Origin of the sequence: Roseibium sp. MMSF_3247 (genome assembly GCF_030733765.1) — a bacterium.
GTDB lineage: Bacteria > Pseudomonadota > Alphaproteobacteria > Rhizobiales > Stappiaceae > Roseibium.
This window is the reverse complement of sequence record NZ_JASHII010000001.1, coordinates 895,365-916,476: the sequence shown is the minus strand read 5'-3', so window position 1 is coordinate 916,476 and position 21,112 is coordinate 895,365. Positions and strand designations below refer to the sequence as shown.

The window sequence follows — 21,112 nt, the reverse complement described above, 5'->3', positions numbered from 1 at the left end:
AAGATCACGGTTTGCGGAGGTCCGCCATAACGGCATAGCCGCGATAGATCGGCTTGTAGGAACATGTGGCGCCGTTGTCCTGCGCCAATTTCTGCAGTTCCTCCTGCAGATCCGCGCGCGGTGTGACATGGAAAGAGGCCAGCCATTTCATTAGTAGCGCCTTGAACCACACTGGCAGCTCCTCCTGCTGGCCGAAGTCGACGATGTGAATTCGCCCTTGAGGAGCCAGATGCGCCAATCCAGCCGCCAGCGCCTCACGCCAAATCGGCATCATGGACAGGGTGTACGAGAAGAACACTCGCTCGAACTGGGAGATACCCAGAGGCTTTACCGCCGCCGGGTCTGAAGCATCTCCGCGAACAAGAATGATCCGGTCTGTGAGGCCTGCTTTTTCGATATTCGCGCGGGCCGTCTCCAGCATCTGTTCAGAAATGTCGAGGCCATAAAACCGCACGTTAGGATAACGCTTGGCCGCCGCGATCAGATTGCGCCCTGTGCCGCAGCCAAGCTCAAGAACATGACTGCCCTCCGACGGTGCCAAATTGCGGATAAGCCGGTCCCGGCCGAGCAAATAATATTTGCGGGTTAGATCGTAGATGTGGCGCTGGTTGCGGTAGACCGCATCCATCAGGCTTGCGGTGTCAGCTGTATGGCTCATGACGTTTTGCGGCGGTCGCCTATCCTTTGAAGACGTACAAGTGGAACCCGCCATAGATTGAGGATCGATCCTGGCGGCCGAGCTCAAGGCTCTCCTCAGCTTCATAGGTCCAGCGGTCTAGAATCTCGTCGGCAACACGGCCTGGCAAAAGGCTTGGTTCAGCGGCCGTCCGGAAGATCACCCTTGCGCCCGGACGCGCCGTCCGCGTGATCTCGCTCCAAAGTGCATTGAGCTGGTGATCCGTCATCCAGTCCTGCGCATCCAGCAGCACGTATGCGTCCAGCACATCTTCGCCAACGCTCTGCAGATGCTCCGTGAAGTTCCGGTTTAGGACCCGGACGCGCCCGGCGCGGTCACGGATATCTTCAAAATGATCGCGTTTGAGATACGGCGGCAGAGGTCCGGATTTACCCGTCGTTCCGCCATCTTGAGGCGCATAACCCCGGCCAAAGGCCTGCCACGCGAAGTAGTTGTCTGACATGGAGAAATCGCAAGCAAGTTTCTCCAGCCGCTCTTTGAGAACCGCAGACATGTCGCCGTCGGCATTGCCGGATACCAGCGCATCATACTGCGCCGGTGGAATGCCCAGACCATAAAGAGACATCTTCTTCGACGTCGCCCAGCGAACCAGGCGCTTGTCAAACAGTGGCGCCAGAGCCGTGTCGAAGAAGCTGCGCTGCTCTTCAAGAGACTTGGCCCGGACCATGTGCTTGGGGTCGATACCGTACAGGCGGGCGACCAAGTGCCCTGCGCCAATGCAGTAGCCCAGAAGGCCATGATGGTAGAGATCACGCGAGAACAGCGTTATGCGCTTGCGGCCCCAGTTGGCCAGGTCCCGGCCTTCCCAGTAGTGAATGGTTTCCGGATCAAGGTTGGCTTTGAGGAAACGCTCATACGCTGCGACGTTGGCCTTCTCGTCCGCCTCACCGAAGAACCGGTAAAATGTCTCATAGTTCGGGAAATGCTTTGCCGCAGCGAGTTTCAAACGGCCAAGAGCCACATGTGCCCGGTTCAAATCAACTGCGGTGATCTCTGCGGGATTGGCGGTCAGGTAAGACATCACGTTGCAGCCACCAGACGCAATCGTCACCATCCGGCTTTCCGGGGTCAGACGGAGCGCCCGCATGTCGACATCCGGGTCTTCCCAGATTTGTGGATAGACCAGGCCCTTGAATGCGAAGGTAAAGAGCCGTTCCAGCATTCCATCGCGGGACGCGGCATCCGAGCGGTGCACCGCGTTCTTCAGTCGTTTTTTGGATGCAGTTAACGTGCTCTGGGGCATCTCGCTCTCCCGGATCGCTGTTCGAAAGTTCCCTTGCGATACGGGAGAGTGACGACAGTTTGGTGACGTTCACGCCAGAATTGTGAGGTTATCCGGATAATAGTCTTGCGCCGGATTTCCGGCACAAGACGCTTGGCCAATCAGTCAGCGCGTGATCACAACGAAGTCTGTGCCAAGACCCGTGTTGCGTTGATAGCTGCGGTCCGTCACGGTCAATGATGTTCCCGGCGTCAGCATTTTCGAAAGGTCTTCGGCGACCTTTTGCGGGATCTCCAGTCGATCCAGGATTTCGTATGATGCGCCGCCGCGCTCGCCTTCTGCGGAGACGGCAATCCACTCGACAGACGGGTCGCCCTGTTTGAAATCAAGTGCGGTGAAGACATGGGTGCCGATGTCATCGCCGGCAGCCTTGATTGTGACAGGCGCGCTGTAAACATCGCGGAACTTGCGGCGGACCCGGAGTTTGGCGTTGTGCGGCTTTTCATATCCAGCCTCGCGGTAAATTCGCGCCACCAGACTGTCGGTGATGTTGCCGGTGATCGGCAGGTCGGCACCTTCTTGATAAAGCTCGATCGCTGCCCGGGTCTTCCGTCCGACCACGCCATCGACCGGCCCGGCATTGTATCCAAGCTCGTTCAAAAGCCGCTGCAGAACCTTGTTTTTGCTCGGCGGCTTTTGCGGCGTGATGATCATCCGAAGCGGTTGATCGAAATGAGGGTTTTCCGGTTCTGCAGCTGCTAAGGGCGTCTGCAGAACAGCTGGCTGGATCGCGCCGCGCAGCGCCGGATCCATGGCAATGTTCTGTGCAGACAAGCTCGCCACCTTGGTGGAGGGCGATAACGGCTGCGGCAGAGCGCTGTGCGTGACAGGCATTGGTGTTGCCGCAGCACGCGTTACGACCACGTGATTACCGCGCGCTGTCATGCCGAAAATAGACTTGGCAAAGCTGCGCGGCAGACGAATGCAGCCATGAGACGCCGGATAACCGGGGAGTTTGCCCTGATGAAGCGCAATGCCAGACCACGTCAGGCGCTGCATGAACGGCATCGGGGCGTTGTCATAAAGATTGGAGAAGTGCTTGCGCCGTTTTTCCAGAATAGAAAACACGCCCGTTGGGGTGCTGTTGCCACGTTTTCCGGACGAAATCGGCGATGTCTCGATCAGTTCAGAGCCACGATAAACATCAATACGTTGCTCATCGAGAGACACAAGAAAATGCAACGGGTCCTGTTTTTGGACCTCTTCAGGCGTGCCCTGAACTGCTTCGCTGGCAAGGCTGGTTGAGCCCGCTGCCAGGGTCAGAAAAGCCGCACAAGCGAGCTGCGAAAACCTACGCTCAGCGGCGCGCGATTTCGAAGGTCTTTCACTGTACTTCGTTACAAACATTCCCGAGCTCCCCAACGCAATACCCATAAGCCCTTAGAAAACCTTACAAGTGAGCCGTGTATTTTGGGTTAGGACATAAGGTTACCAAATGGTTTCCAAGCGTCCAGTCCCTCTCAGCGCACCTTTCCTCGCACACTAGCGGGGGGCTGGCTGTTATTCACATCACAAATTCGAAGAGTTTCCGGGTGTGTTTTTCAGGACACATTCTTTCTGGCCGGCGCGGCACACCAGTTACCGAGTTTCGCTGAAGGGTTCAGCCGCATTGTCCGGGCGCGATCTCGGGCCGATACCTTGTCTGTGTACACGAAAGGGCTTATCTGCCGTCCAAGGCCGCGTCTGGCAGAACTTCAAGGAGCGTTTTCCCGTGTCATCCCCCAAAATCGCACCGCTTCATGATCGTGCCCTGATCCGCGTCTCTGGCCCGGATGCCGAGCACTTTTTGCAAAACCTCGTAACGGCCGACATCGATGAGCTGGCGGACCCGGGCGCAACTCTTTCCGCGCTGCTGACACCCCAAGGCAAGATCCTCTTCGATTTCCTCATTTACAAACAGAACGGCGGCTACCTGATTGATGCGCCAAAAGAAACATCCGCGGATCTTTTGAAGCGCCTGACATTCTACCGCTTGCGGGCAAAGGTGGACCTGGAAGCTGCCGGCGAAGATGTCTGCCTGTTTGCCGTTTGGGGGGACCACCTCACAGACACAAACGGCGCCGAACTTGGTGTGACGGATCCGCGTCTTGCAGCGCTCGGTCAGAGGATTGTCGGACCTGCCGGTTTTGCTGAAGGCTCTGGAGCGACGGTCATGGACCTTGAAGCCTATGACGCCCATCGTGTCGCCCTTGGAGTTCCGGAGGGTCTGAAGGATTTCGCATACTCCGATATTTTTCCGCACGACGCGGATATGGATCAGCTCGGCGGCGTTTCCTTCAAAAAGGGCTGCTATGTCGGACAGGAAGTGGTTTCGCGTGTCCACCACCGGGGTACGGCCCGCAAACGGTTTATCCAAATCGAGGCAGCGAGCGCGCTTCCGGACAAGGGCACAGCTGTCATCGCCAACGACAAAAGCGTCGGCGAACTCGGCTCGTCCACAATGATCGACGGCCAAGCCTTTGGCGTTGCCCTGCTGCGCCTTGACAAGGTGCACCAAGCCATTGAAAACGACGTCCCGCTGACCTGCGGAGATGTGGCCATCACCGTCAAGCTGCCGGACTGGGCAGGTTTCGGCTGGCCGGATGCCAAGGCAGCGGAGTAACGTTCCACCCACCGACAGGGGTCCAATGTCTGCTTCCCGTTCTGATGAGCCGCCCCGCGCCTGGCAACGCATGTTGTCCGGCCGCCGGCTGAACCTTCTAGACCCCTCGCCGCTCGATGTTGAGATTTCAGACATCGCCCATGGTCTTGCCCGTGTCGCCCGCTGGAACGGTCAGACCTATGGCGACCATGCGTTCTCCGTTGCAGAACATTCGCTGATCGTGGAAGACATCGCTCTCAGCTTGAAACCAGATATCTCGCCGGACTGGCGGCTTGCAATCCTCCTCCACGATGCCCCGGAATATGTGATCGGCGACATGATTTCGCCGTTCAAAACGGTGATCGGTGAAGCCTATAAGGCCGTTGAGCACCGGCTGCAAGGCGCTATCCATTTGCGCTTTGGCTTGCCTGCGGACATGCCTCAGACAATCAAGAAACTTTGCAAACGGGCGGACATCATTTGCGCCTATTTTGAAGCCGTGGAACTTGCTGGCTTCGATGACAAGGAAGCCGCCAAAATCTTCGGCCGTCCCCGCGGCTATCCCGCCGATGAGGATGGCAGGTTGCGGTATGGTTTGAAACCTTTGCCCGTCGCGAAAGCAGAAACCTTGTTTATGGAGCGGTTTGAGCTGATCGAAGCCCTGCGGGAAGCTGGGAAAAAACCGCAAACCGGACGCGCAAGCAGGTGACCTGACCGGCGAATAGCCCTACCTTCACCCTTACGCCCCTACGGCACTGAATTTTCGTTCTGGAACCTGAATGCTGCACGTGTGCTCCCTGTCCCGGCTGAGCGAAACGGTTGAAAAAACCGGCGCCAAGTCACTCGTTACCCTGATCAATGCCGAGATGCCGGTTCCAACACCGCCCAGCATTTCTGCAGAGCGTCATCTGAACCTTTCGTTCAATGATATCCCGGCGCCGGTCAAGGGGCTGACACCGCCCGGTGAAAGCCATGTTGAGCAGCTTCTGGCATTTGTCCGGGCATGGGACCGGACATCGCCTATGGTCATTCATTGCTGGGCCGGGATCAGCCGCTCCACCGCGGGCGCTTATGTGACGGCTTGCGCGCTCAATCCAGAGGCAGACGAATATACTGTGGCCGCAACGCTGCGCCGCCAATCGCCCTCCGCAACGCCAAACCCGCGAATTGTCGCGATGGCGGACAAAATCCTCAATCGTGATGGCCGGATGATTGACGCCATCCGGGGCATCGGGCGCGGTGCCAACGCGTTCGAGGGTGCCCCCTTCGAGATGCCCATATACGATTAACGAGGAGCCTTCATGCCGCACCGGCACGCCAGCATTGAAATTGGTCTGAATGCGGTCATCGTGTCGGTCGCGGGTGGCATGCCGCAAATCGTGCATGTGGAAGAGCCGGAAAAGGATATGGCCGACAGCCTGCCCTTTGGTCCTTTCGACCCTCTGCATCACCGGACCTTTGAGATCGGGCTGCGCGCCTGGGTGGAAAACCAGACCGCACTCCGGCTGGGCTACATCGAACAGCTCTACACGTTTGGAGACCGGGGACGGCACAGAGTGTCGGGAGATGAGGGCCCGCATGTGGTGTCTGTCGGATATCTTGCTCTAACGCGTCAGACCCCGGACTCAGAAGAGACGCTGTCCCGCCATCATTCCGCATGGCGGTCCTGGTACGACTACTTCCCATGGGAAGACTGGCGTGCCGGACGCCCGGGCTTGCTGGATACCGATATGCTGCCCGCTCTGGAGAGCTGGGCCGAGGAGCCACCTGAGGAAGGTGAGCCTCCGCGCGCCCTTGCCCGGAGCGAACGGGTCCGCCTGGCCTTTGGAACCGGTGGAACCGACTGGGACGAAGAACGGGCCTTGGAACGTTTTGAGCTCCTCTACGAGGCAGGCCTTGTCGCCGAGGCCAAAAGGGACGGGCGTCCGGCGGCCCTGAAGCGGGATCAGATCCCGCCGTTTGGTATCTCGATGGAGTTTGACCACCGCCGTGTCCTTGCGACCGCGATATCAAGGCTGCGCGGCAAGCTCAAATACCGGCCGGTGATCTTTGAGCTCATGCCCTCGGCCTTCACCCTCACCGATCTCCAAAACTCGGTCGAAGCCATCTCAGGCCGGCACCTTCACAAACAGAACTTCCGGCGCCTCGTTGAAAACGCCGACCTGGTGGAACCGACCGGTGCGACATCAACGGCGACCGGTGGCCGGCCAGCTGCCCTCTTCCGATTCAAGCATCAACTCTTGAGCGAACGGCCGGCGCCTGGCCTGCGTGTAGGCGGCCGGTAACACCCCGAGATCATCTGCCCTTGCAACAAGGCCACAGGCTGTCAATTCATCCTGATTTTTCTCAGCGGTATTAACCATAAGCCGCTGATTATTTCCGCATACCTCAAGAAATTCTGCCAATTTCAAGCTTATTAACGGTCTTTCAAGGTTAAGCAGACATCTTGTCTTTCAGAGCGGACGTTTACACAACGTTAGCGATGATTGATCCGGCGTATTCGGACAGCGTGTATTGAGTTGGAGTTGGCTGCGTATGTCTGGCCTTAAGTCCCGCGAAGTAAAGCGGTTTTCTACTCGCAAAAACCAAGGTTGCCGCAAGATGGGTGCGCGTCTTCGACAGATGTCGCGTGTGCTTCTGGCAAGTCCGTTGCTGTTCTTCGGTCTCCAGGGCCAGGTCGGCAATCAGGACATTTTTGCCCTGATCAATGCAAAACATCAGGAAACACCGCGCTGGATGCTGGCGTTGGAACCGGCAAACTTCACGTCCCGCATCGCACCGATGCTGGATCTTGCGACCCCGGCGGTTCCGGACCATACGTCCGCACCACTTCTGACGCTGACATCCGCCGACAAGGACTTCGACGCCAAACCGATCCTCGGATTGGAGGACATCGCCCGCAGCGTTCGCCCCGATACGGTTCCGGACGGCATCAAGACAAATGTGTCGGCCAAAGGAAACCGGAAGATCACCATGGCACCGGACCGCCACATGGTGGATCAGGCCGCTGGTAATCTCTACGCCATGTCCAGTCTCATTTCGACCGAGAAGAAGCATGAAGACCTGCCGCGGGTGGCCTTCGTAAAGCCCGAACCACTGGATGAAAAATCCAGTTCCGACGAATTCGAGCCCGGTGCTCCGATTGATCTTCAAAAGGTCATGATGGCCCGCAACGCAGCCGCGGCCAGCTTCTCTCTCGTATCCGCCTATGCACCAGATTCCGTGAAAGAAACTAAAGAGCCGTTCGATGCCCTCTTCGGCGCTGCAAAGTACGAACAGGACTTGCCGCCAGCGGAAGATCCGGACAACCCGCATTGGTGGGCCCAGGTCCCGCTTCCCCTTTCTGTCGGCAGCCGCAAAGAACAAAAGTGTCTCGCAGAAGCGATCTACTTCGAGGCACGCGGCGAGTCCGAAGAGGGTCAAATCGCAGTTGCACAGGTGGTCTTGAACCGGGTCAAGAACCCGTCTTATCCGGATTCCATCTGCGGTGTCGTTTATCAGAACAAGCACAAGCGCAACCGCTGCCAGTTTTCCTTTGCCTGTGATGGCATCCGCGACCGGATCGCAAGCCCAGGCGCCTGGAAGAAGGCTGAGCGTATCGCCCGTGATGTCACCGACGGCAAGGAATTCCTGAAGATGGTCGATGCGTCGACCCACTACCACGCCGACTATGTCAATCCGCGGTGGGCCAAGTCTATGGCGAAGCGCGGTAAGATCGGCCTGCACATCTTCTACAAAACCTACGCCGGCGGCTGGAACTGATCCAGCCGTCTTCCGGCACCCTCCCCTCGTTTCAGCAATCATTGTTGCCGGGGTCGGCCTTTCGCCTGCCGATCCTCGATCGGACTCTTGCCGTGCAAGCTCTTGTAACGCTTTGCAAAATGTGAAGCATTGGCGAACCCGCAAGCCACCGCAATTTCAATGATCGGCATGGCCGTCCGGCAGACCAGCCGCTGAGCAATATCGAGCCTGATTTTGCTGTAGTAGGCGAGCGGCGAACATTCGAAATAGTGCTGAAAATCGCGTTGGAGCTGCCGTGGGCTGACATTGAGCCGCGCCGCCAGCTCGTTCTGGGACAGGGTTTCTCCGACGTTTTCCGTCATCAGTTCAATGCACCGGCGCAGACGCGGCGGGATCAGGTAGAGCTCATCACGCATCAGCGTGTTCTGCCGTTCACTGCCCGATCTCATATCTTGGTGCAGGGCGATGCTGGCGACATCACTGGCAACCGCTCCGCCATGCAGATCGGCGATATAGCCAATCATCAGATCCAGCGCCGTCGTTCCGCCAGCACAGGTTAGATAATGATCGTCGGTCTGGATCAGGCTGTCGATAAGTCTGGCCTTCGGGAAGCGCTCCTTGAAGAGATCGGCATATTCCCAATGGATCGTGCATTGCCGCCCCTCGAGCAACCCAAGATCCGCAAGCACATAGGCACCGGTGCAAATGCCCGCGATCCGGGTTTTCTGGTGCGCAAAGCGGCGGATCCGGTTTTTGTGCGCAGGGCTCAGGCTGTTCAGTTCGACATCATCGCTGCTGCAAATCGCCAGAAGATCCGCCGACTTGACATCATCCAACGCGCAATCCGCCCGCATAATCCCACCGGAGCTCGCCAGGGCGTCGTTGCCGTCCAACGTGCAACACACATACTCGAACGCCTTGCGCTTCATGATCTTGTTGGCAATGCGCAAGGGTTCGATGGCGGATGAAAAGGACAGCAGCGAGAAATTGTCCAGAAGCAGGAAACAGATGCCGGTGACCCCGGATGCCGCCCGTGCGGCACCGCTCAGTTCGGCCGTTTGGAGTATCGCTTCGGAGTTATCATCAAGTTGCGGCATTTCAATACCAGTGTCTCAAGGGGCAGCGCTTGTGCACTATCTTTCATTTGATTCAAAGACATTGGTCACAACATAGGTGGCCAGCAAGATCAAATGAAAGCCAAACAAGGCGGCCACTTGCAGCGCCGTTGCCTGGGAGTACTCCAAAAGCTCGCTGAGAACATGGATCGAGGAGATGATGATGATCGTGGAGACGATCCGATGTTTCATCCGACGGTAGGCCATCTGGCCCTGCAAAATGTAGTCTTCTCCATGGGCCGAGGCCCGGATCCGATAGCTGTTGTAGGTGTTGGTTGCCACCATGATCACCAGATTGGCAATGAACACCATGTCCAGCAGATTGAGGATCAGCAGGATGGTCTTCTTGCGATCCATGAATTCAAAAGTCCGGACTGCATCCAGAATATCGACAAAGAAGGTGACCAGAAACAGCATCATGCCGATGGCAAGCCCGATCAGAAGCGGGATCTGAGCCCATCGGGTCAAGCGCGTGACCACATCCATTTCTTTTTCGGTGTCGTCCGCGCTGTCGCTCATTCATTCCTTCCTGCCAGTTCAAACCGATGCTTCTGGACAAAGACCCTCTGCGGATCATTCAGCGCAATTTCTTCCGGCAACGCATTGTTCAAAATCAAGCTCGGTCGTTGAAAGTGGTCGCTAGTTTACATCCTGCGCACTTATGATCGAAAGACAATGGCTCACTGCTTCAGAGGCGCAGAGCAGCACTCAATCAAAACAAAATGCCTTCGTATTTTATCTGATTTTTCAAAGGCAAAAGAATCAGCCATAACCGCGACGGGTTACCCAAAACCCGCATGTCAGGTGCGACCCACTCCGGGGCACCCGAAAGACCAAATAAAGGATCACACATGAGTATTCGTTTTGCCGCCGCCGCGCTGCTTGTGGCTGTTTCGGCCTCTCCCGCATTCGCCCACCTGGACCCGGCAGAGCATGGCTCCTTTGCCGCCGGCTTCACGCACCCGGTGTTCGGCCTTGATCATGTTCTTGCGATGATCGCGGTTGGTTTGTGGGCGGCGCTTGTCGGCGGCCGCGCAATCTGGTTGCTCCCGACTGTCTTTGTCGGTGCAATGCTGACTGGCTTTGGCTTGTCCCTCGCCGGAGTTCCCATTCCATATGTTGAACCGGTCATTCTTGCGTCCGTGATCATTCTTGGTTTGATCGTGGCAGCAGCCGTCAACCTGCCGAGCTGGCTCAGCGTTGCCCTGGTCGCTGTCTTTGGAATGTGCCACGGACATGCGCATGGCGGCGAGATGGGGGATGCCGGCTGGCTCGGTTATGCCGCAGGTTTCGCGTTCGCAACGGCCATTCTTCACGCAGCGGGTGTGCTGATCGGCCATGGTGCGAATGTGGCAGCCGGCCGGGATGGCCCGGTTGCCAAAACGATCATCCGCGCCATCGGCGCTATAACGGCGGCGGGCGGCGTTCTGCTTGTCGTGAGCTAAAACTGATTAGCTGATTTCGATATCAAGTCCGAGATCGAGAACCGGGGCCGAATGGGTGATCCAGCCTGACGAAATCAGGTCGACCCCGGCCTCGGCAACAGCCTGGACTGTGTCCAGCTCGATCCCGCCGGAGGCTTCCAAAAGCGCTTTTCCACCGGTGATTTCGACCGCTTTTTCAAGCGTTTCGGGCGGCATGTTGTCGAGCATGATCACATCGGGCCCTGCTCCAATGGCCTGACGAAGTTGCTCCAGCGTGTCCACTTCAACTTCGATCTTTACCAGATGCCCGGCATAGGACTTGGCCGCAGAGATTGCCTCTACTGCACCGCCGGCAACGGCAATATGATTGTCCTTGATCAGGATCGCATCATCCAGACCGAAGCGGTGATTGGACCCGCCCCCGCATTTCACTGCATATTTTTCAAATCCGCGCAGACCCGGAGTGGTTTTGCGGGTGCAGACGATCGACGCCTTGGTGTGGGCAATCCGGTCGGCGAAGAGTGCCGTTGCGCTGGCAATCCCGGAAAGGTGGCCGAGGAAGTTCAGGGCCACCCTTTCGGCCGACAGCAGCGCGCGCGCCGGTCCGGAAATCCGGGCGACAATATCACCGGGTTCAAGCCGGTCGCCATCTTGTTTGTCAGCTGCGAAAGACAGGCTCGCGTCCGTCTGCCGGAACGCGCTTTCTGCAAGTGCAATGCCTGACAGCGCCCCCGGTTTGCGCGCTGCGATGACAGCCTCGGCGCGGGCGGTTGCCGGGATGGTTGCCTGGCTGGTGATGTCTCCGGCGCGGCCCCAGTCTTCCAGAAGGGCCGCCTTAACGGCATCGTCCACCATCAGACGCGGCAGGTCCGGCAGATGTCTCGGCATGGAAATACTCGCAATCAGATCGCAGTTTCAAGGCTCTCGGCGACAAGCGCGTCGACCTCTTTTAAGGTCGTGTAAGACCGCTTGGCCATCGCCGGGTTTTCATCCGGGAAATCGGTACGGAAATGGCCGCCGCGGCTTTCTTCGCGCATGAGGGCAGCAGCGGCAATCAGCTTTCCGGTCACCATCATGTTCTGAATGGACTGGCGCACACAGACGCTTTCGGCCTTTTGGATATCCGCCAGCGCCTTTCTAAGGCCTTCCTGGCTACGCAGAACACCGACATTTTCGGACAGTGTGCTCCGCAGGACCGTGATCGCATCGCGCTCTTCGATGTTCCGCTGGCTTGGCAGACCCGGCGCTGCGTCCATCTCGTCCCAAAAAGCGCTGCGCGGCGTCGGCATCAGGCCTTGGATATCTTCCGCAATGCGCGCGGCAAACACCACGGCTTCCAAAAGGGAATTGGAGGCCAGCCGATTGGCGCCGTGCGCGCCAGTGCTGGCCACCTCGCCTGCAGCCCAAAGATTGTCGAGGGATGTCCGGCCGTTGGCATCGGTCAGGACACCGCCCATGTGGTAATGCTCGGCCGGTGCGACCGGCAGCAGATCTTTTACCGGGTCGAGGCCAGCGCTTTGCGCGGCGGCAAACACGGTTGGAAAGTCGTCTTTAAAGCGGGCGCCAATCGCGTCCCGGCAATCGAGAAAAGCACCGCGGCCTTCGAGGATCTCCCGGTGAATGGCCCTGGCGACGATGTCACGGGGCGCGAGTTCAAGATCGGCATGGATGCCTTCCATGAACCGCTCGCCGACTTTATTGACAAGGATCGCGCCTTCGCCGCGCAAGGCCTCGGTTGCCAGGGGAGCGGGATCAGAGCCCACATCCAGGGCCGTTGGGTGGAACTGAACGAATTCGGCATCCGAAATGACCGCACCGGCGCGGGCGGCCATCGCCAATCCATGGCCATTGGCTTCGCCGGGATTGGTCGTCATGGCATAAAGGTGTCCGATGCCGCCAGACGCCAGAACAACCGCCTTTGCCGGGAAGGCCATTCGTTCCAAACCGCCACGGCGCCGGGCAAGAACACCGGTGACATACCGGCCTTCACCGATGAAGCTTTCGCCCATATAGCCTTCAAGCACCCGGATCGAAGGGGTTCGGCGAACAGCTGCAATCAGCGCGTCCATGATCGCCTTGCCGGCCATGTCGCCACGAACACGGACGACCCGGCTGTGCGAGTGCGCCGCTTCCCGGGACAACTGAAGGCGGCCTTCCAGATCCTGATCAAACGGCACGCCATAAGACAGAAGATCCCGAACGCGTTCGCTGCCTTCGCGGGTCATCTGATCGACGATGTTTTCTTCGCAAATGCCGCAGCCGGCCGCCAACGTATCGTCGCGGTGTTTTTCGACCGAGTCCTTTTCAGAAATCGCAGCAGCAATACCGCCTTGGGCCCAGGCGGACGACGCGCCCTGCCCGATCGGTGCGTTGGAGATGATCGTAACGGGCCGTGGGCTCAACTTCAGTGCACAGAAGAGGCCGGCCAAACCACCGCCCAAAATGACAACGTCATCGACATCCTTGCCCGGATAGGCAGGTACAAAATCATCGGTCGAGATGGCCATGGGACCTTCCTGGATGGAACTGGGCGATGCCCAAAAAGAGCTTCCGGACCCAAGCCCGGAAGATATTCATTTGAAGATGTGTGACCTAACCTTGAGCGGTCAAATTTTCAAGTTGATCATCCGCTCAACCGCCACCCGCGCCTTGTCGGCAATCACCGGATCGACAACCACCTCGTCCTTCATCTCAAGAAGGGTATCGAGGATCTTGTCCAAAGTAATCCGTTTCATGTGTGGGCACAGGTTGCACGGACGGATGAAGTTCACTTCCGGGGTCTCGCTGGCGACATTGTCTGCCATGGAGCATTCGGTGATCATCATCACCTTCTCCGGCTGTTTGGTCTTCACCCAATCGATCATGTGCGCGGTGGAGCCGGCAAAGTCAGCTTCCGCGACCACTTCGGGCGGGCATTCCGGATGCGCGATGATTTTCACTTCCGGTTCGATCTTGCGATAATCCCGCAGCTCCTGTGCGGTGAACCGCTCGTGAACCTCACAGGCGCCATCCCAGATCAGGACTTCGACTTCGGTCTTGTTGCCGACGTTCGCTGCCAGATACTTGTCCGGAATCAGGAACACCTTGTCGACGCCGAAGCTCTCAACGACTTGCAAGGCGTTGGACGACGTGCAGCAGATATCGCATTCCGCCTTCACGTCCGCAGACGTGTTCACATAGGTGATGATCGGGATGCCTGGGTTGCGCTCGCGCAAGGCCCGTACATCCGCGCCGGTGATGGACTCGGCCAAGGAACAGCCGGCCTTCATGTCCGGAATCAAAACGGTCTTTTCCGGGCTCAGGATCTTGGAGGTTTCCGCCATGAAGTGCACGCCGCACTGGACGATGACTTCCGCATCGGTGCGGGTCGCCTCGATCGCAAGCTGCAAGCTGTCACCCACGATATCGGCCACGCCATGAAAAATGTCCGGAGTCATGTAATTGTGCGCCAGGATGACCGCATTCCGCTCTTTTTTCAGCTTGTTGATCGCGTGGATTGTCGGGGCCAGGGCGGGCCACTCGATCTCCGGAATGATGTGTTTGACCTTCTGGTAGATCGGGGCCGTCGCTTCAGCAACTTCGGCGGTGTAGCTCAGATCTGGACGGTTCAATTTGCCATAGCGATCCAGGGCCGACAGGCCGTCCTTGATCGGTGTGCCGACCGGTACGGTTGTTTGGGCAATGGTCATGGCGACCTCCCTCATTTTGGCTCGAACACCGGTGTTTTGGTCCGATGCACACTTATACTCATTTTGAGCATATTAAGTTCAAAAGAAAACGGGCTTGCGCCCAACTCTTTTGCTCGTTCGGAGTTTATATAAGAGGCTTTCGCGGCAAAATCTATTACTTTCTGGCAATTAATACAAAAACAGTTCGCAAGCGATTGATATTCCTTGACAAAATATACCGTTTCCAACGCCGGCTAACCAAAGGGCATTTTGGGCCTGCAGGAGTTCGTCCGCACTTAGGGACGGTCCGGCCTTCCGTTGACCTCAACCGGCAATTCATTCTCAAGATTGATGGACACATCACAAATACACGTTTGGCCGTTTTGGCGGACGGGAGTATCTTATCGGCAATTCACGATGAGAGGTTCTGATGTCAACTGCACCCACATCGCGGCGCGATGGCCCCAACATTCCCCTGGTGATCGCCTGCGGTTGTCTGATCGCGCTGATTTCCTTCGGGCCCCGCTCCGCCATGGGCCTCTTCTTCCAGCCGATGACAGAAGCCCGCGACTGGAGCCGGGAGATCTTCGCGCTGGCGATTGCCATCCAGAACCTCATGTGGGGGATCGGCCAGCCGATTGCGGGGATGTTCGCCGACCGGTTCGGCACCTGGAAAGCGATGGCCATTGGTGCGGCGCTTTATGCAGCAGGCCTCTTCCTGATGGTCGATGCCCAAAGCGCGGTGGCGCTGCATCTCTCGGCAGGTGTCCTCATCGGCCTCGGCGTCGCCTTCTCATCGTTTTCACTTGTTCTGGCTTCGTTTGGCCGGACAGTGTCGCCGGAGCAACGGTCTCTCGCTTTCGGCATTGGAACGGCCTCCGGGTCTCTCGGGCAGTTCCTGTTTGCCCCACTGGGCGGTGCGCTGATTGCCGGCATTGGCTGGCAGCAGACTCTGATCGTTTTCATGGGGCTGATCGCCCTGATCCCGCTTTTGGCGATTGCTCTGAAAGGCAAGGCAGCTCCGCCCTCTTCCGATCAGGCTGTTGCGGACCAGAGCTTGACGAGCGCGATGGCCGAGGCGTTTGGCACCCGCGGGTTTGTTCTGCTGACCATTGGCTTTTTCGTCTGCGGATTCCACGTGGCCTTCATCACCGTTCACCTGCCGCCCTACATAGCTGATCTCGGGCTTGATCCGTCATGGGGTGCGACCTCGATTGCGCTGATCGGCCTGTTCAACATCGTCGGCTCCCTCGCCTCTGGATACATCGGCGGACGCTATTCCAAACCGATCTTCCTGGCGCTGATCTATCTTGCCCGGGCCGTGGTCATTTTCGGCTTTATCATGCTGCCGGTGACCCCGGTTTCCGTGCTTGTGTTCTCCGCGCTCATGGGCCTGTTGTGGCTATCCACCGTGCCACCAACGTCAGGGCTGGTCGCCGTCATGTTCGGGCCGCGATACATGGCAACCCTGTTTGGTTTTGTGTTCCTATCGCACCAGATCGGCTCGTTCCTGGGTGTGTGGCTCGGCGGCAAACTTTACGATGAAACCGGCTCTTACGACGCCATCTGGTGGATGGGCATTGCCCTTGGCATCGCCGCGGCCATCATCCACTGGCCGATCCAGGAAAAGCCCGTGGACCGCCTCGCCCAGCAGGCGGCGGAGTGACGAGCTACATTGGCTCGGAGAACACTGAGAAGACCGTAGACAACATTTGCATGTTGATGCGGTCAGCCATCAAAGCCTTGATGTAGACGGCAAAGAATTCGTCAGCCGGCTCATTCAGCCGCACGCGATTCAATTCAAGAAAAACAAGCGCAGACTGAAACGCGATGCGCTTGTTTCCGTCAACCAACGCATGCGCCTTGCCAACGCCATAAATGTACTCAGAGGCGAGCATGTAAAGGTTGGTTTCGCTGGCATAATGAAATCTGTTCGCAGGACGTAGCAAGGCAGCGGCCAATTCTGCCGGCCGAACCAACTCGACGCGATGGCGCGGATATAATTCGCCGACCACGTCGATAATTTCTGTCACCTGACCGAAAGTCAGCCAAGTCGGTTCGGCCAAAACCCTACTCGCCCAGAGACTTCATTGTCGCGGCAAAACGCTTATTATTGTCAATCACCATGTCGCGGATGGAGCGGTGCGGTATTTGAGACTGCGCCTGATCAGACACAGCCAAGCCTTTGACAATGTGGTCACGGCCAGTTGCATTGTCTGGTGCACCGTCTGTCTTGCACTTGGCTTTTGTATCCATTGTCGTGTCTCTCGCACCTCAATCCTCTCACTGAATATAACGAAGAACGGCAAAATCTCCAAAAGCACGGCTCAAAAAAAGTCCACCAGATGGGCTCCCCATCCGGTGGATTCAATTTCACCACATCGGGTCATAGTGTTCCGCGAGAACCTTCTAAACCCTTCAGGCTTTCCCGGGTTTCGCCGATCATGAGGGCGGCTTGCGCGGCTTCCCGGCCTTTTTCGACGAAGTGGTCCTTGTAGATGCCGATGTGGTGCTCGGTCGGCTGGAAGTGATGCGGGGTCAGAGACACCGACAGGACCGGCACATTGCTGTCCAGACCCGCCTGCATCAGGCCGCTGACAACGGCCTGGGCCACAAAGTCATGCCGGTAGATCCCGCCATCGACCACCAGAGCCGCCGCAGCGACGGCAGCATATTTGCCGCTGTTGGCCAGATCGCGCGCGAGCAACGGCATTTCGAAGGCGCCGGGCACGGTGAAGACATCGACCTGATCTGCCGGGATCACTTCACAAAACCCATCCAGAGCGCGGTCCACGATGTCGGCATGCCAGTTGGCCTTGATGAAGGCATAGCGGGTTGGTGCTGCAGTCACGGCTGACTCCTATAAGCAACAGAATAAGTGGAACGAGCCTCATCGGATGAGGCCCAGATCTGTGAGTTAACCGGCGACTTTGGAGAAATCGGCAACCACGTGGGTGGCGTCGCGGATTTCGGCGAGCAGCTGCAAGCGGTTCATTCGAAGGGCCGGATCATCGGCATTAACCAGAATGTCCTCGAAGAACTTGTCGACCGGCGCGCGCAGTTTGGACAGCGCCTCCATGGCCCCTTCAAAGTCTTCCGATTTCACAGCCTCGGCGGCCTCCGCACGGGCCGTGCCGATGCTTGCGGCCAGATCAATCTCGGCCTGCTCGGACAGGTGATCCGCATGCGGCTTGCCGGTGACCGGTGTGCCGTCCTTTTTCTCTTCCGCCTTCAAGATGTTCACCGCCCGCTTGTAGCCGGCTGCCAGGTTGGTGCCGTCGTCGGAGGAGACGAATTTCTGCAAGGCTTCAACGCGCTTCACGACCATCAGAAGATCGTCCTGACCGTCGAGCGCGAACACGGCGTCAATCAGATCATGCCGCATGCCCTCGTCCTTCAGGTGGACCTTCAGGCGGTCGGCGAAGAAGGAGAGAAGGTCGGCGACCAGAGCCGCTTCATCGTCAGCGATTGCAGACTGCGCTTTCAGTGCCGAGAGTATCAGCTCGCCCAGCTTCAGGCGCAGATTGTTATCCAGAACAATCCGGATGACACCCAGAGCAGCGCGGCGCAGGGCATAGGGATCCTTGGAGCCGGTCGGCTTTTCGTCAATCGCCCAGAAGCCGACAAGAAGATCGAGCTTTTCGGCCAAGGCCACGGCAATCGCGACCGGATCGGCCGGCACGTTGTCGCTCGGGCCCTGCGGCTTGTAATGCTCTTCAATCGCCGTTGCCACGGACGCGTCCTCACCTTGGGCCGTCGCGTAGTAGCGGCCCATCAGGCCCTGCAGTTCCGGGAACTCGAAGACCATCGCGGAGACAAGATCGGCCTTGGCAAGTTCCGCGCCGCGTTTGGCCTTGGTTGCGTCCGCGCCGACCAGCGGAGCCAGCTCCGCGGAGAGCGCGATCAGGCGCTGAACCCGTTCGCCGACGCTGCCGAGCTTTTCGTGGAACTTCACGTCATTGAGCTTCGGCAGATTGTCAGTGAGGTTCGTTTTCAGATCGCTGGTCCAGAAGAACTGCGCATCCGACAGACGCGCGCGGATCACCTTCTCGTTGCCGGCGATGATCAGCTTGCCGTCATCGGGTGCAACAATATTGGAGATCAGAACGAACTTGTTGGCGAGCTTGCCCGTCTTCGGGTCCTTCAGCACAAAGCACTTCTGGTTGACCTTGATGGTCAGCTGAATGCACTCGTCCGGGATTTCCAGAAACGCCTCGTCAAACGAGCCGGTCAGAACGACCGGCCATTCGACCAGACCGGCAACCTCTTCCAGAAGCCCCGGATCTTCGACAAGCTCAAGCCCAAGCGCCAGTGCCCGGTCTTTTGCGTCGGCAAGGATGATCTCCTTGCGGCGGTCCGCATCGAGCACGACCTTGTGCTTTTCAAGGGCCGGGGCATAGTCGTCGAAACGGCGGACATCGAAGGCGACATCTGCCAGGAACCGGTGACCCCGGGTGGTCTTGCCGGACGTGATGCCGTCAAACTCGAACGGCACGACATCCGGCTCTTCGGTTTCCGGACCGAAGGTTGCGATGATGGAATGCAGCGGGCGGACCCAGCGGGTCGTCGTTGTGCCCCAACGCATGGATTTTGGCCACGGGAAGTTACGAAGGATGCCCGGCATGAATTCGGCAATGATGTCGATAGCGGACCGGCCCGGCTTCTCGATCACGGCCACATAAAAGTCGCCCTTCTTCGGATCGGTCTGGATCGTCGCCTCGTCAATAGAGGCAAGCCCGGCCCCGCGCAAAAACCCCTCAACGGCCTTTTCCGGCGCGCCGACGCGTGGACCCTTCCGCTCTTCACGGGTCGCGGCAGAGCCAGCCGGCACACCGGCAACATGAAGGGCGAGCCGGCGCGGCGTTGCAAAGGCTTTGGCCCCCTCATAGGGCAAACCGGCATCCACCAAGGCATTGGTCACAAGCGTTTTCAGGTCTTCGGCCGCCTTGCGCTGCATACGGGCCGGGATTTCTTCGCTGAACAGCTCAAGCAGAAGATCGGGCATAGGGTCTAAAGCCTTCGGGTCTGGGTGGAAACCACCGGAAATGCGTTGGCCGTCCGTTACCAAGTCAGCCGCGGCTTGTCACCCCCTTTGGCAAGCACATACGCGCGAAGGCACTTCAAAGACACACGTGATCGCGCGCTAGTTCCCCAGAAACAGAACGATAATCACCGCGTTGGCGAGATCGACGAAGAAAGCGGAGACGAGCGGCAGGATCAGGAATGCCTGCATGGCCGGGCCGTATTGCTTGGTCACTGCCGTCATGTTGGCAATGGCCGTTGGGGTCGCGCCCAGCGCAAAACCGGCGAACCCCGCTCCAAGCACCGAGGCGTTGTAGTCCCGCCCCATCACAGGGAAGAGCACGAAAATGATGAACAGCCCTGCTCCAACAATCTGAGCGGCCAAGATCAGCATCATCGGCCCGGCGAGACCAGCAATGGTCCAGAGTTGCAGGCTCATCAGCGACATGGTCAGGAAGATCCCAAGCGCAAGATCCGAGATCACAGCAAGTGAGCGTGACCGAGCCGGCCAGATGATGTTCTTGAAAATGACAGGCACGGTGTTCGACAGGATGATGCCGCAGAACAGGCAGCAGACGAAGATCGGCAGATCGAGATTGAAGCCGTATACCAGAGCCTCCTGTAGCGCGACACCGAGCGCAATGGCGATGTTCAACACGAGGATCGCCCGCATCAGGCCAGTATGGGTCACACTCGTATCGGCCTCGTCCTCGGTCTCGATCCCGATCACCGGACCTTCATCCGGCCGGTTCGGGTCCGGCTTGCCGCCCTTTACCTGGATCAGATAGTTGCCGATCGGGCCACCCAGCAAACTCGCCGCGATCAGGCCAAGAGTTGCGGTTGCTGCGCCGATTTCAACGGCACCGACAACACCGTATTGCTCGACCAGACGTGGTCCCCAGGCAATCGCTGTGCCGTGACCACCCACCAGCGAGATCGTTCCGCCCAAAAGACCAAAGCCGACAGGCAATCCCATGGCGACGGCGATCCCCGTGCCGATGACGTTCTGGAACAGCATATAGCCGACCGTCAGCATCAACAGGATCAACAGCGGCTTGCCACCCTTGGCAAGATCCGAGAAGCGGGCGTTCAAACCAATGGCGGTAAAAAAGCAGTAGAGCAGGTAATCACGCGCGCCCAGCGAAAAGCTGATTTCCTTGTCGAAGACCCCGTAGGCAACAAGCGCGAGTGTTGCCACCATCAAACCGCCGGAGACCGGCTCTGGAATGTTGTAGTGGCGCAGGAACGCGAACTGCTTGTTCAGGCGAACGCCCAGAAAATAAACAAGTATAGCAATATTGAAGCTGAGAAACTCATCCAGCGTCAGCACTTCGCCGCTCATATCAAACCTGCCCCTTTTTAGCCCGAAGCGACCCTAGCGAAGAATGACGAGGTTTACCAGTTCAGCGCCGAGCCAGCGCGGCCGGCTACCAATCTTCCCCGCTCGCTATTCTGCAGATTATTAGAAGCATCGGAGCCGCCCCGGACATGATCCGGGGCCACCTCGCCCGGTCCCGGCTCAGGGCCGGGACGGCGGCATCGGACCAGCCCCGCCAAGCCGTTCCGGCGCAGGGACGGCAAA

At 58.3% G+C, this 21,112-nt stretch carries 20 protein-coding genes; 7 read left to right on the top strand and 13 right to left on the bottom strand.

Annotated elements, in window-relative coordinates:
* Positions 1-4: 4 nt before the first annotated feature.
* The 3 genes from RBB44_RS04150 to RBB44_RS04140 all read right to left on the bottom strand — a co-directional run bounded on the left by RBB44_RS04150 (position 5) and on the right by RBB44_RS04140 (position 3,326).
* A complete protein-coding gene (locus RBB44_RS04150) occupies positions 5-658 on the bottom strand; it encodes a class I SAM-dependent methyltransferase (RefSeq protein WP_306149568.1) in 654 nt (217 codons plus the stop codon).
* A 19-nt stretch (positions 659-677) separates the two neighbouring features.
* Entirely contained in the window at positions 678-1,940 is a 1,263-nt protein-coding gene (locus tag RBB44_RS04145) for a DUF3419 family protein (protein ID WP_306149569.1), read from the bottom strand.
* A 144-nt stretch (positions 1,941-2,084) separates the two neighbouring features.
* Complete coding sequence (locus RBB44_RS04140; protein ID WP_306149570.1) at positions 2,085-3,326, bottom strand: L,D-transpeptidase; 1,242 nt, start codon at positions 3,324-3,326, stop codon at positions 2,085-2,087.
* A gap of 364 nt (positions 3,327-3,690) precedes the next feature.
* On the opposite strand from RBB44_RS04140, the gene RBB44_RS04135 reads away from it, so the two are divergent.
* From RBB44_RS04135 to RBB44_RS04115, 5 genes are all read left to right on the top strand, one after another.
* Positions 3,691-4,581 carry a folate-binding protein YgfZ gene (locus RBB44_RS04135; protein ID WP_306149571.1) on the top strand — a complete coding sequence of 297 codons (891 nt, stop codon included), beginning with the start codon at positions 3,691-3,693 and terminating at the stop codon, positions 4,579-4,581.
* 25 nt (positions 4,582-4,606) lie between these two features.
* Positions 4,607-5,269 (top strand): HD family hydrolase, encoded by a 663-nt coding sequence (locus tag RBB44_RS04130; protein ID WP_306149572.1) that lies wholly within the window; start codon positions 4,607-4,609, stop codon positions 5,267-5,269.
* A 70-nt stretch (positions 5,270-5,339) separates the two neighbouring features.
* Positions 5,340-5,849, top strand: coding sequence for a tyrosine phosphatase family protein (locus RBB44_RS04125; protein ID WP_306149573.1), 510 nt, complete (start codon positions 5,340-5,342; stop codon positions 5,847-5,849).
* A gap of 12 nt (positions 5,850-5,861) precedes the next feature.
* A complete protein-coding gene (locus RBB44_RS04120) occupies positions 5,862-6,845 on the top strand; it encodes an NAD regulator (protein ID WP_209172801.1) in 984 nt (327 codons plus the stop codon).
* A gap of 250 nt (positions 6,846-7,095) precedes the next feature.
* Entirely contained in the window at positions 7,096-8,322 is a 1,227-nt protein-coding gene (locus RBB44_RS04115) for a cell wall hydrolase (RefSeq protein ID WP_306149574.1), read from the top strand.
* A 38-nt stretch (positions 8,323-8,360) separates the two neighbouring features.
* On the opposite strand, the gene RBB44_RS04110 is transcribed toward RBB44_RS04115, so the two are convergent.
* Positions 8,361-9,398 carry a GlxA family transcriptional regulator gene (locus RBB44_RS04110; RefSeq protein ID WP_306149575.1) on the bottom strand — a complete coding sequence of 346 codons (1,038 nt, stop codon included), beginning with the start codon at positions 9,396-9,398 and terminating at the stop codon, positions 8,361-8,363.
* Between the two features lie 36 nt (positions 9,399-9,434).
* On the bottom strand, positions 9,435-9,935 hold the full coding sequence (locus RBB44_RS04105; RefSeq protein WP_306149576.1) for a YqhA family protein: 501 nt from the start codon (positions 9,933-9,935) through the stop codon (positions 9,435-9,437).
* Positions 9,936-10,267: 332 nt separating this feature from the next.
* On the opposite strand from RBB44_RS04105, the gene RBB44_RS04100 reads away from it, so the two are divergent.
* Entirely contained in the window at positions 10,268-10,861 is a 594-nt protein-coding gene (locus tag RBB44_RS04100; protein ID WP_306149577.1) for a HupE/UreJ family protein, read from the top strand.
* A gap of 6 nt (positions 10,862-10,867) precedes the next feature.
* On the opposite strand, the gene nadC is transcribed toward RBB44_RS04100, so the two are convergent.
* The 3 genes from nadC to nadA all read right to left on the bottom strand — a co-directional run bounded on the left by nadC (position 10,868) and on the right by nadA (position 14,529).
* On the bottom strand, positions 10,868-11,728 hold the full coding sequence (nadC, locus tag RBB44_RS04095) for a carboxylating nicotinate-nucleotide diphosphorylase (protein WP_306149578.1): 861 nt from the start codon (positions 11,726-11,728) through the stop codon (positions 10,868-10,870).
* Positions 11,729-11,742: 14 nt separating this feature from the next.
* The gene (locus RBB44_RS04090) at positions 11,743-13,347 is read right to left on the bottom strand and encodes an L-aspartate oxidase (RefSeq protein WP_371932299.1); all 1,605 of its coding nucleotides are present in this window, start codon (positions 13,345-13,347) and stop codon (positions 11,743-11,745) included.
* Positions 13,348-13,446: 99 nt separating this feature from the next.
* Positions 13,447-14,529 (bottom strand): quinolinate synthase NadA, encoded by a 1,083-nt coding sequence (gene nadA / locus RBB44_RS04085; protein WP_306149579.1) that lies wholly within the window; start codon positions 14,527-14,529, stop codon positions 13,447-13,449.
* 409 nt (positions 14,530-14,938) lie between these two features.
* On the opposite strand from nadA, the gene RBB44_RS04080 reads away from it, so the two are divergent.
* Entirely contained in the window at positions 14,939-16,174 is a 1,236-nt protein-coding gene (locus RBB44_RS04080) for an MFS transporter (RefSeq protein WP_306149580.1), read from the top strand.
* 4 nt (positions 16,175-16,178) lie between these two features.
* Here the strand turns inward: RBB44_RS04080 and RBB44_RS04075 are convergent, their stop codons facing one another.
* The 5 genes from RBB44_RS04075 to gltS all read right to left on the bottom strand — a co-directional run bounded on the left by RBB44_RS04075 (position 16,179) and on the right by gltS (position 20,872).
* Positions 16,179-16,574, bottom strand: a complete 396-nt coding sequence (locus RBB44_RS04075; RefSeq protein ID WP_306149581.1) for a type II toxin-antitoxin system death-on-curing family toxin — start codon at positions 16,572-16,574, stop codon at positions 16,179-16,181.
* 4 nt (positions 16,575-16,578) lie between these two features.
* Entirely contained in the window at positions 16,579-16,764 is a 186-nt protein-coding gene (locus tag RBB44_RS04070; protein ID WP_306149582.1) for a hypothetical protein, read from the bottom strand.
* A 130-nt stretch (positions 16,765-16,894) separates the two neighbouring features.
* The gene (locus RBB44_RS04065; protein WP_306149583.1) at positions 16,895-17,359 is read right to left on the bottom strand and encodes a 6,7-dimethyl-8-ribityllumazine synthase; all 465 of its coding nucleotides are present in this window, start codon (positions 17,357-17,359) and stop codon (positions 16,895-16,897) included.
* 66 nt (positions 17,360-17,425) lie between these two features.
* Positions 17,426-19,513, bottom strand: coding sequence for a glycine--tRNA ligase subunit beta (glyS, locus tag RBB44_RS04060; protein ID WP_306149584.1), 2,088 nt, complete (start codon positions 19,511-19,513; stop codon positions 17,426-17,428).
* Between the two features lie 138 nt (positions 19,514-19,651).
* A complete protein-coding gene (gltS, locus tag RBB44_RS04055) occupies positions 19,652-20,872 on the bottom strand; it encodes a sodium/glutamate symporter (RefSeq protein ID WP_306149585.1) in 1,221 nt (406 codons plus the stop codon).
* Between the last annotated feature and the right edge of the window lie 240 nt (positions 20,873-21,112).

Bases quoted from the DNA above. Each gene is read 5' to 3' on its own strand.
- RBB44_RS04150 (WP_306149568.1), bottom strand. From the start codon at position 658: ATGAGCCATACAGCTGACACCGCAAGCCTGATGGATGCGGTCTACCGC.
- RBB44_RS04145 (WP_306149569.1), bottom strand. From the start codon at position 1,940: ATGCCCCAGAGCACGTTAACTGCATCCAAAAAACGACTGAAGAACGCG.
- RBB44_RS04140 (WP_306149570.1), bottom strand. From the start codon at position 3,326: ATGTTTGTAACGAAGTACAGTGAAAGACCTTCGAAATCGCGCGCCGCT.
- RBB44_RS04130 (WP_306149572.1), top strand. From the start codon at position 4,607: ATGTCTGCTTCCCGTTCTGATGAGCCGCCCCGCGCCTGGCAACGCATG.
- RBB44_RS04125 (WP_306149573.1), top strand. From the start codon at position 5,340: ATGCTGCACGTGTGCTCCCTGTCCCGGCTGAGCGAAACGGTTGAAAAA.
- RBB44_RS04120 (WP_209172801.1), top strand. From the start codon at position 5,862: ATGCCGCACCGGCACGCCAGCATTGAAATTGGTCTGAATGCGGTCATC.
- RBB44_RS04115 (WP_306149574.1), top strand. From the start codon at position 7,096: ATGTCTGGCCTTAAGTCCCGCGAAGTAAAGCGGTTTTCTACTCGCAAA.
- RBB44_RS04110 (WP_306149575.1), bottom strand. From the start codon at position 9,398: ATGCCGCAACTTGATGATAACTCCGAAGCGATACTCCAAACGGCCGAA.
- RBB44_RS04105 (WP_306149576.1), bottom strand. From the start codon at position 9,935: ATGAGCGACAGCGCGGACGACACCGAAAAAGAAATGGATGTGGTCACG.
- RBB44_RS04100 (WP_306149577.1), top strand. From the start codon at position 10,268: ATGAGTATTCGTTTTGCCGCCGCCGCGCTGCTTGTGGCTGTTTCGGCC.
- nadC (WP_306149578.1), bottom strand. From the start codon at position 11,728: ATGCCGAGACATCTGCCGGACCTGCCGCGTCTGATGGTGGACGATGCC.
- RBB44_RS04090 (WP_371932299.1), bottom strand. From the start codon at position 13,347: ATGGCCATCTCGACCGATGATTTTGTACCTGCCTATCCGGGCAAGGAT.
- nadA (WP_306149579.1), bottom strand. From the start codon at position 14,529: ATGACCATTGCCCAAACAACCGTACCGGTCGGCACACCGATCAAGGAC.
- RBB44_RS04080 (WP_306149580.1), top strand. From the start codon at position 14,939: ATGTCAACTGCACCCACATCGCGGCGCGATGGCCCCAACATTCCCCTG.
- RBB44_RS04070 (WP_306149582.1), bottom strand. From the start codon at position 16,764: ATGGATACAAAAGCCAAGTGCAAGACAGACGGTGCACCAGACAATGCA.
- glyS (WP_306149584.1), bottom strand. From the start codon at position 19,513: ATGCCCGATCTTCTGCTTGAGCTGTTCAGCGAAGAAATCCCGGCCCGT.
- gltS (WP_306149585.1), bottom strand. From the start codon at position 20,872: ATGAGCGGCGAAGTGCTGACGCTGGATGAGTTTCTCAGCTTCAATATT.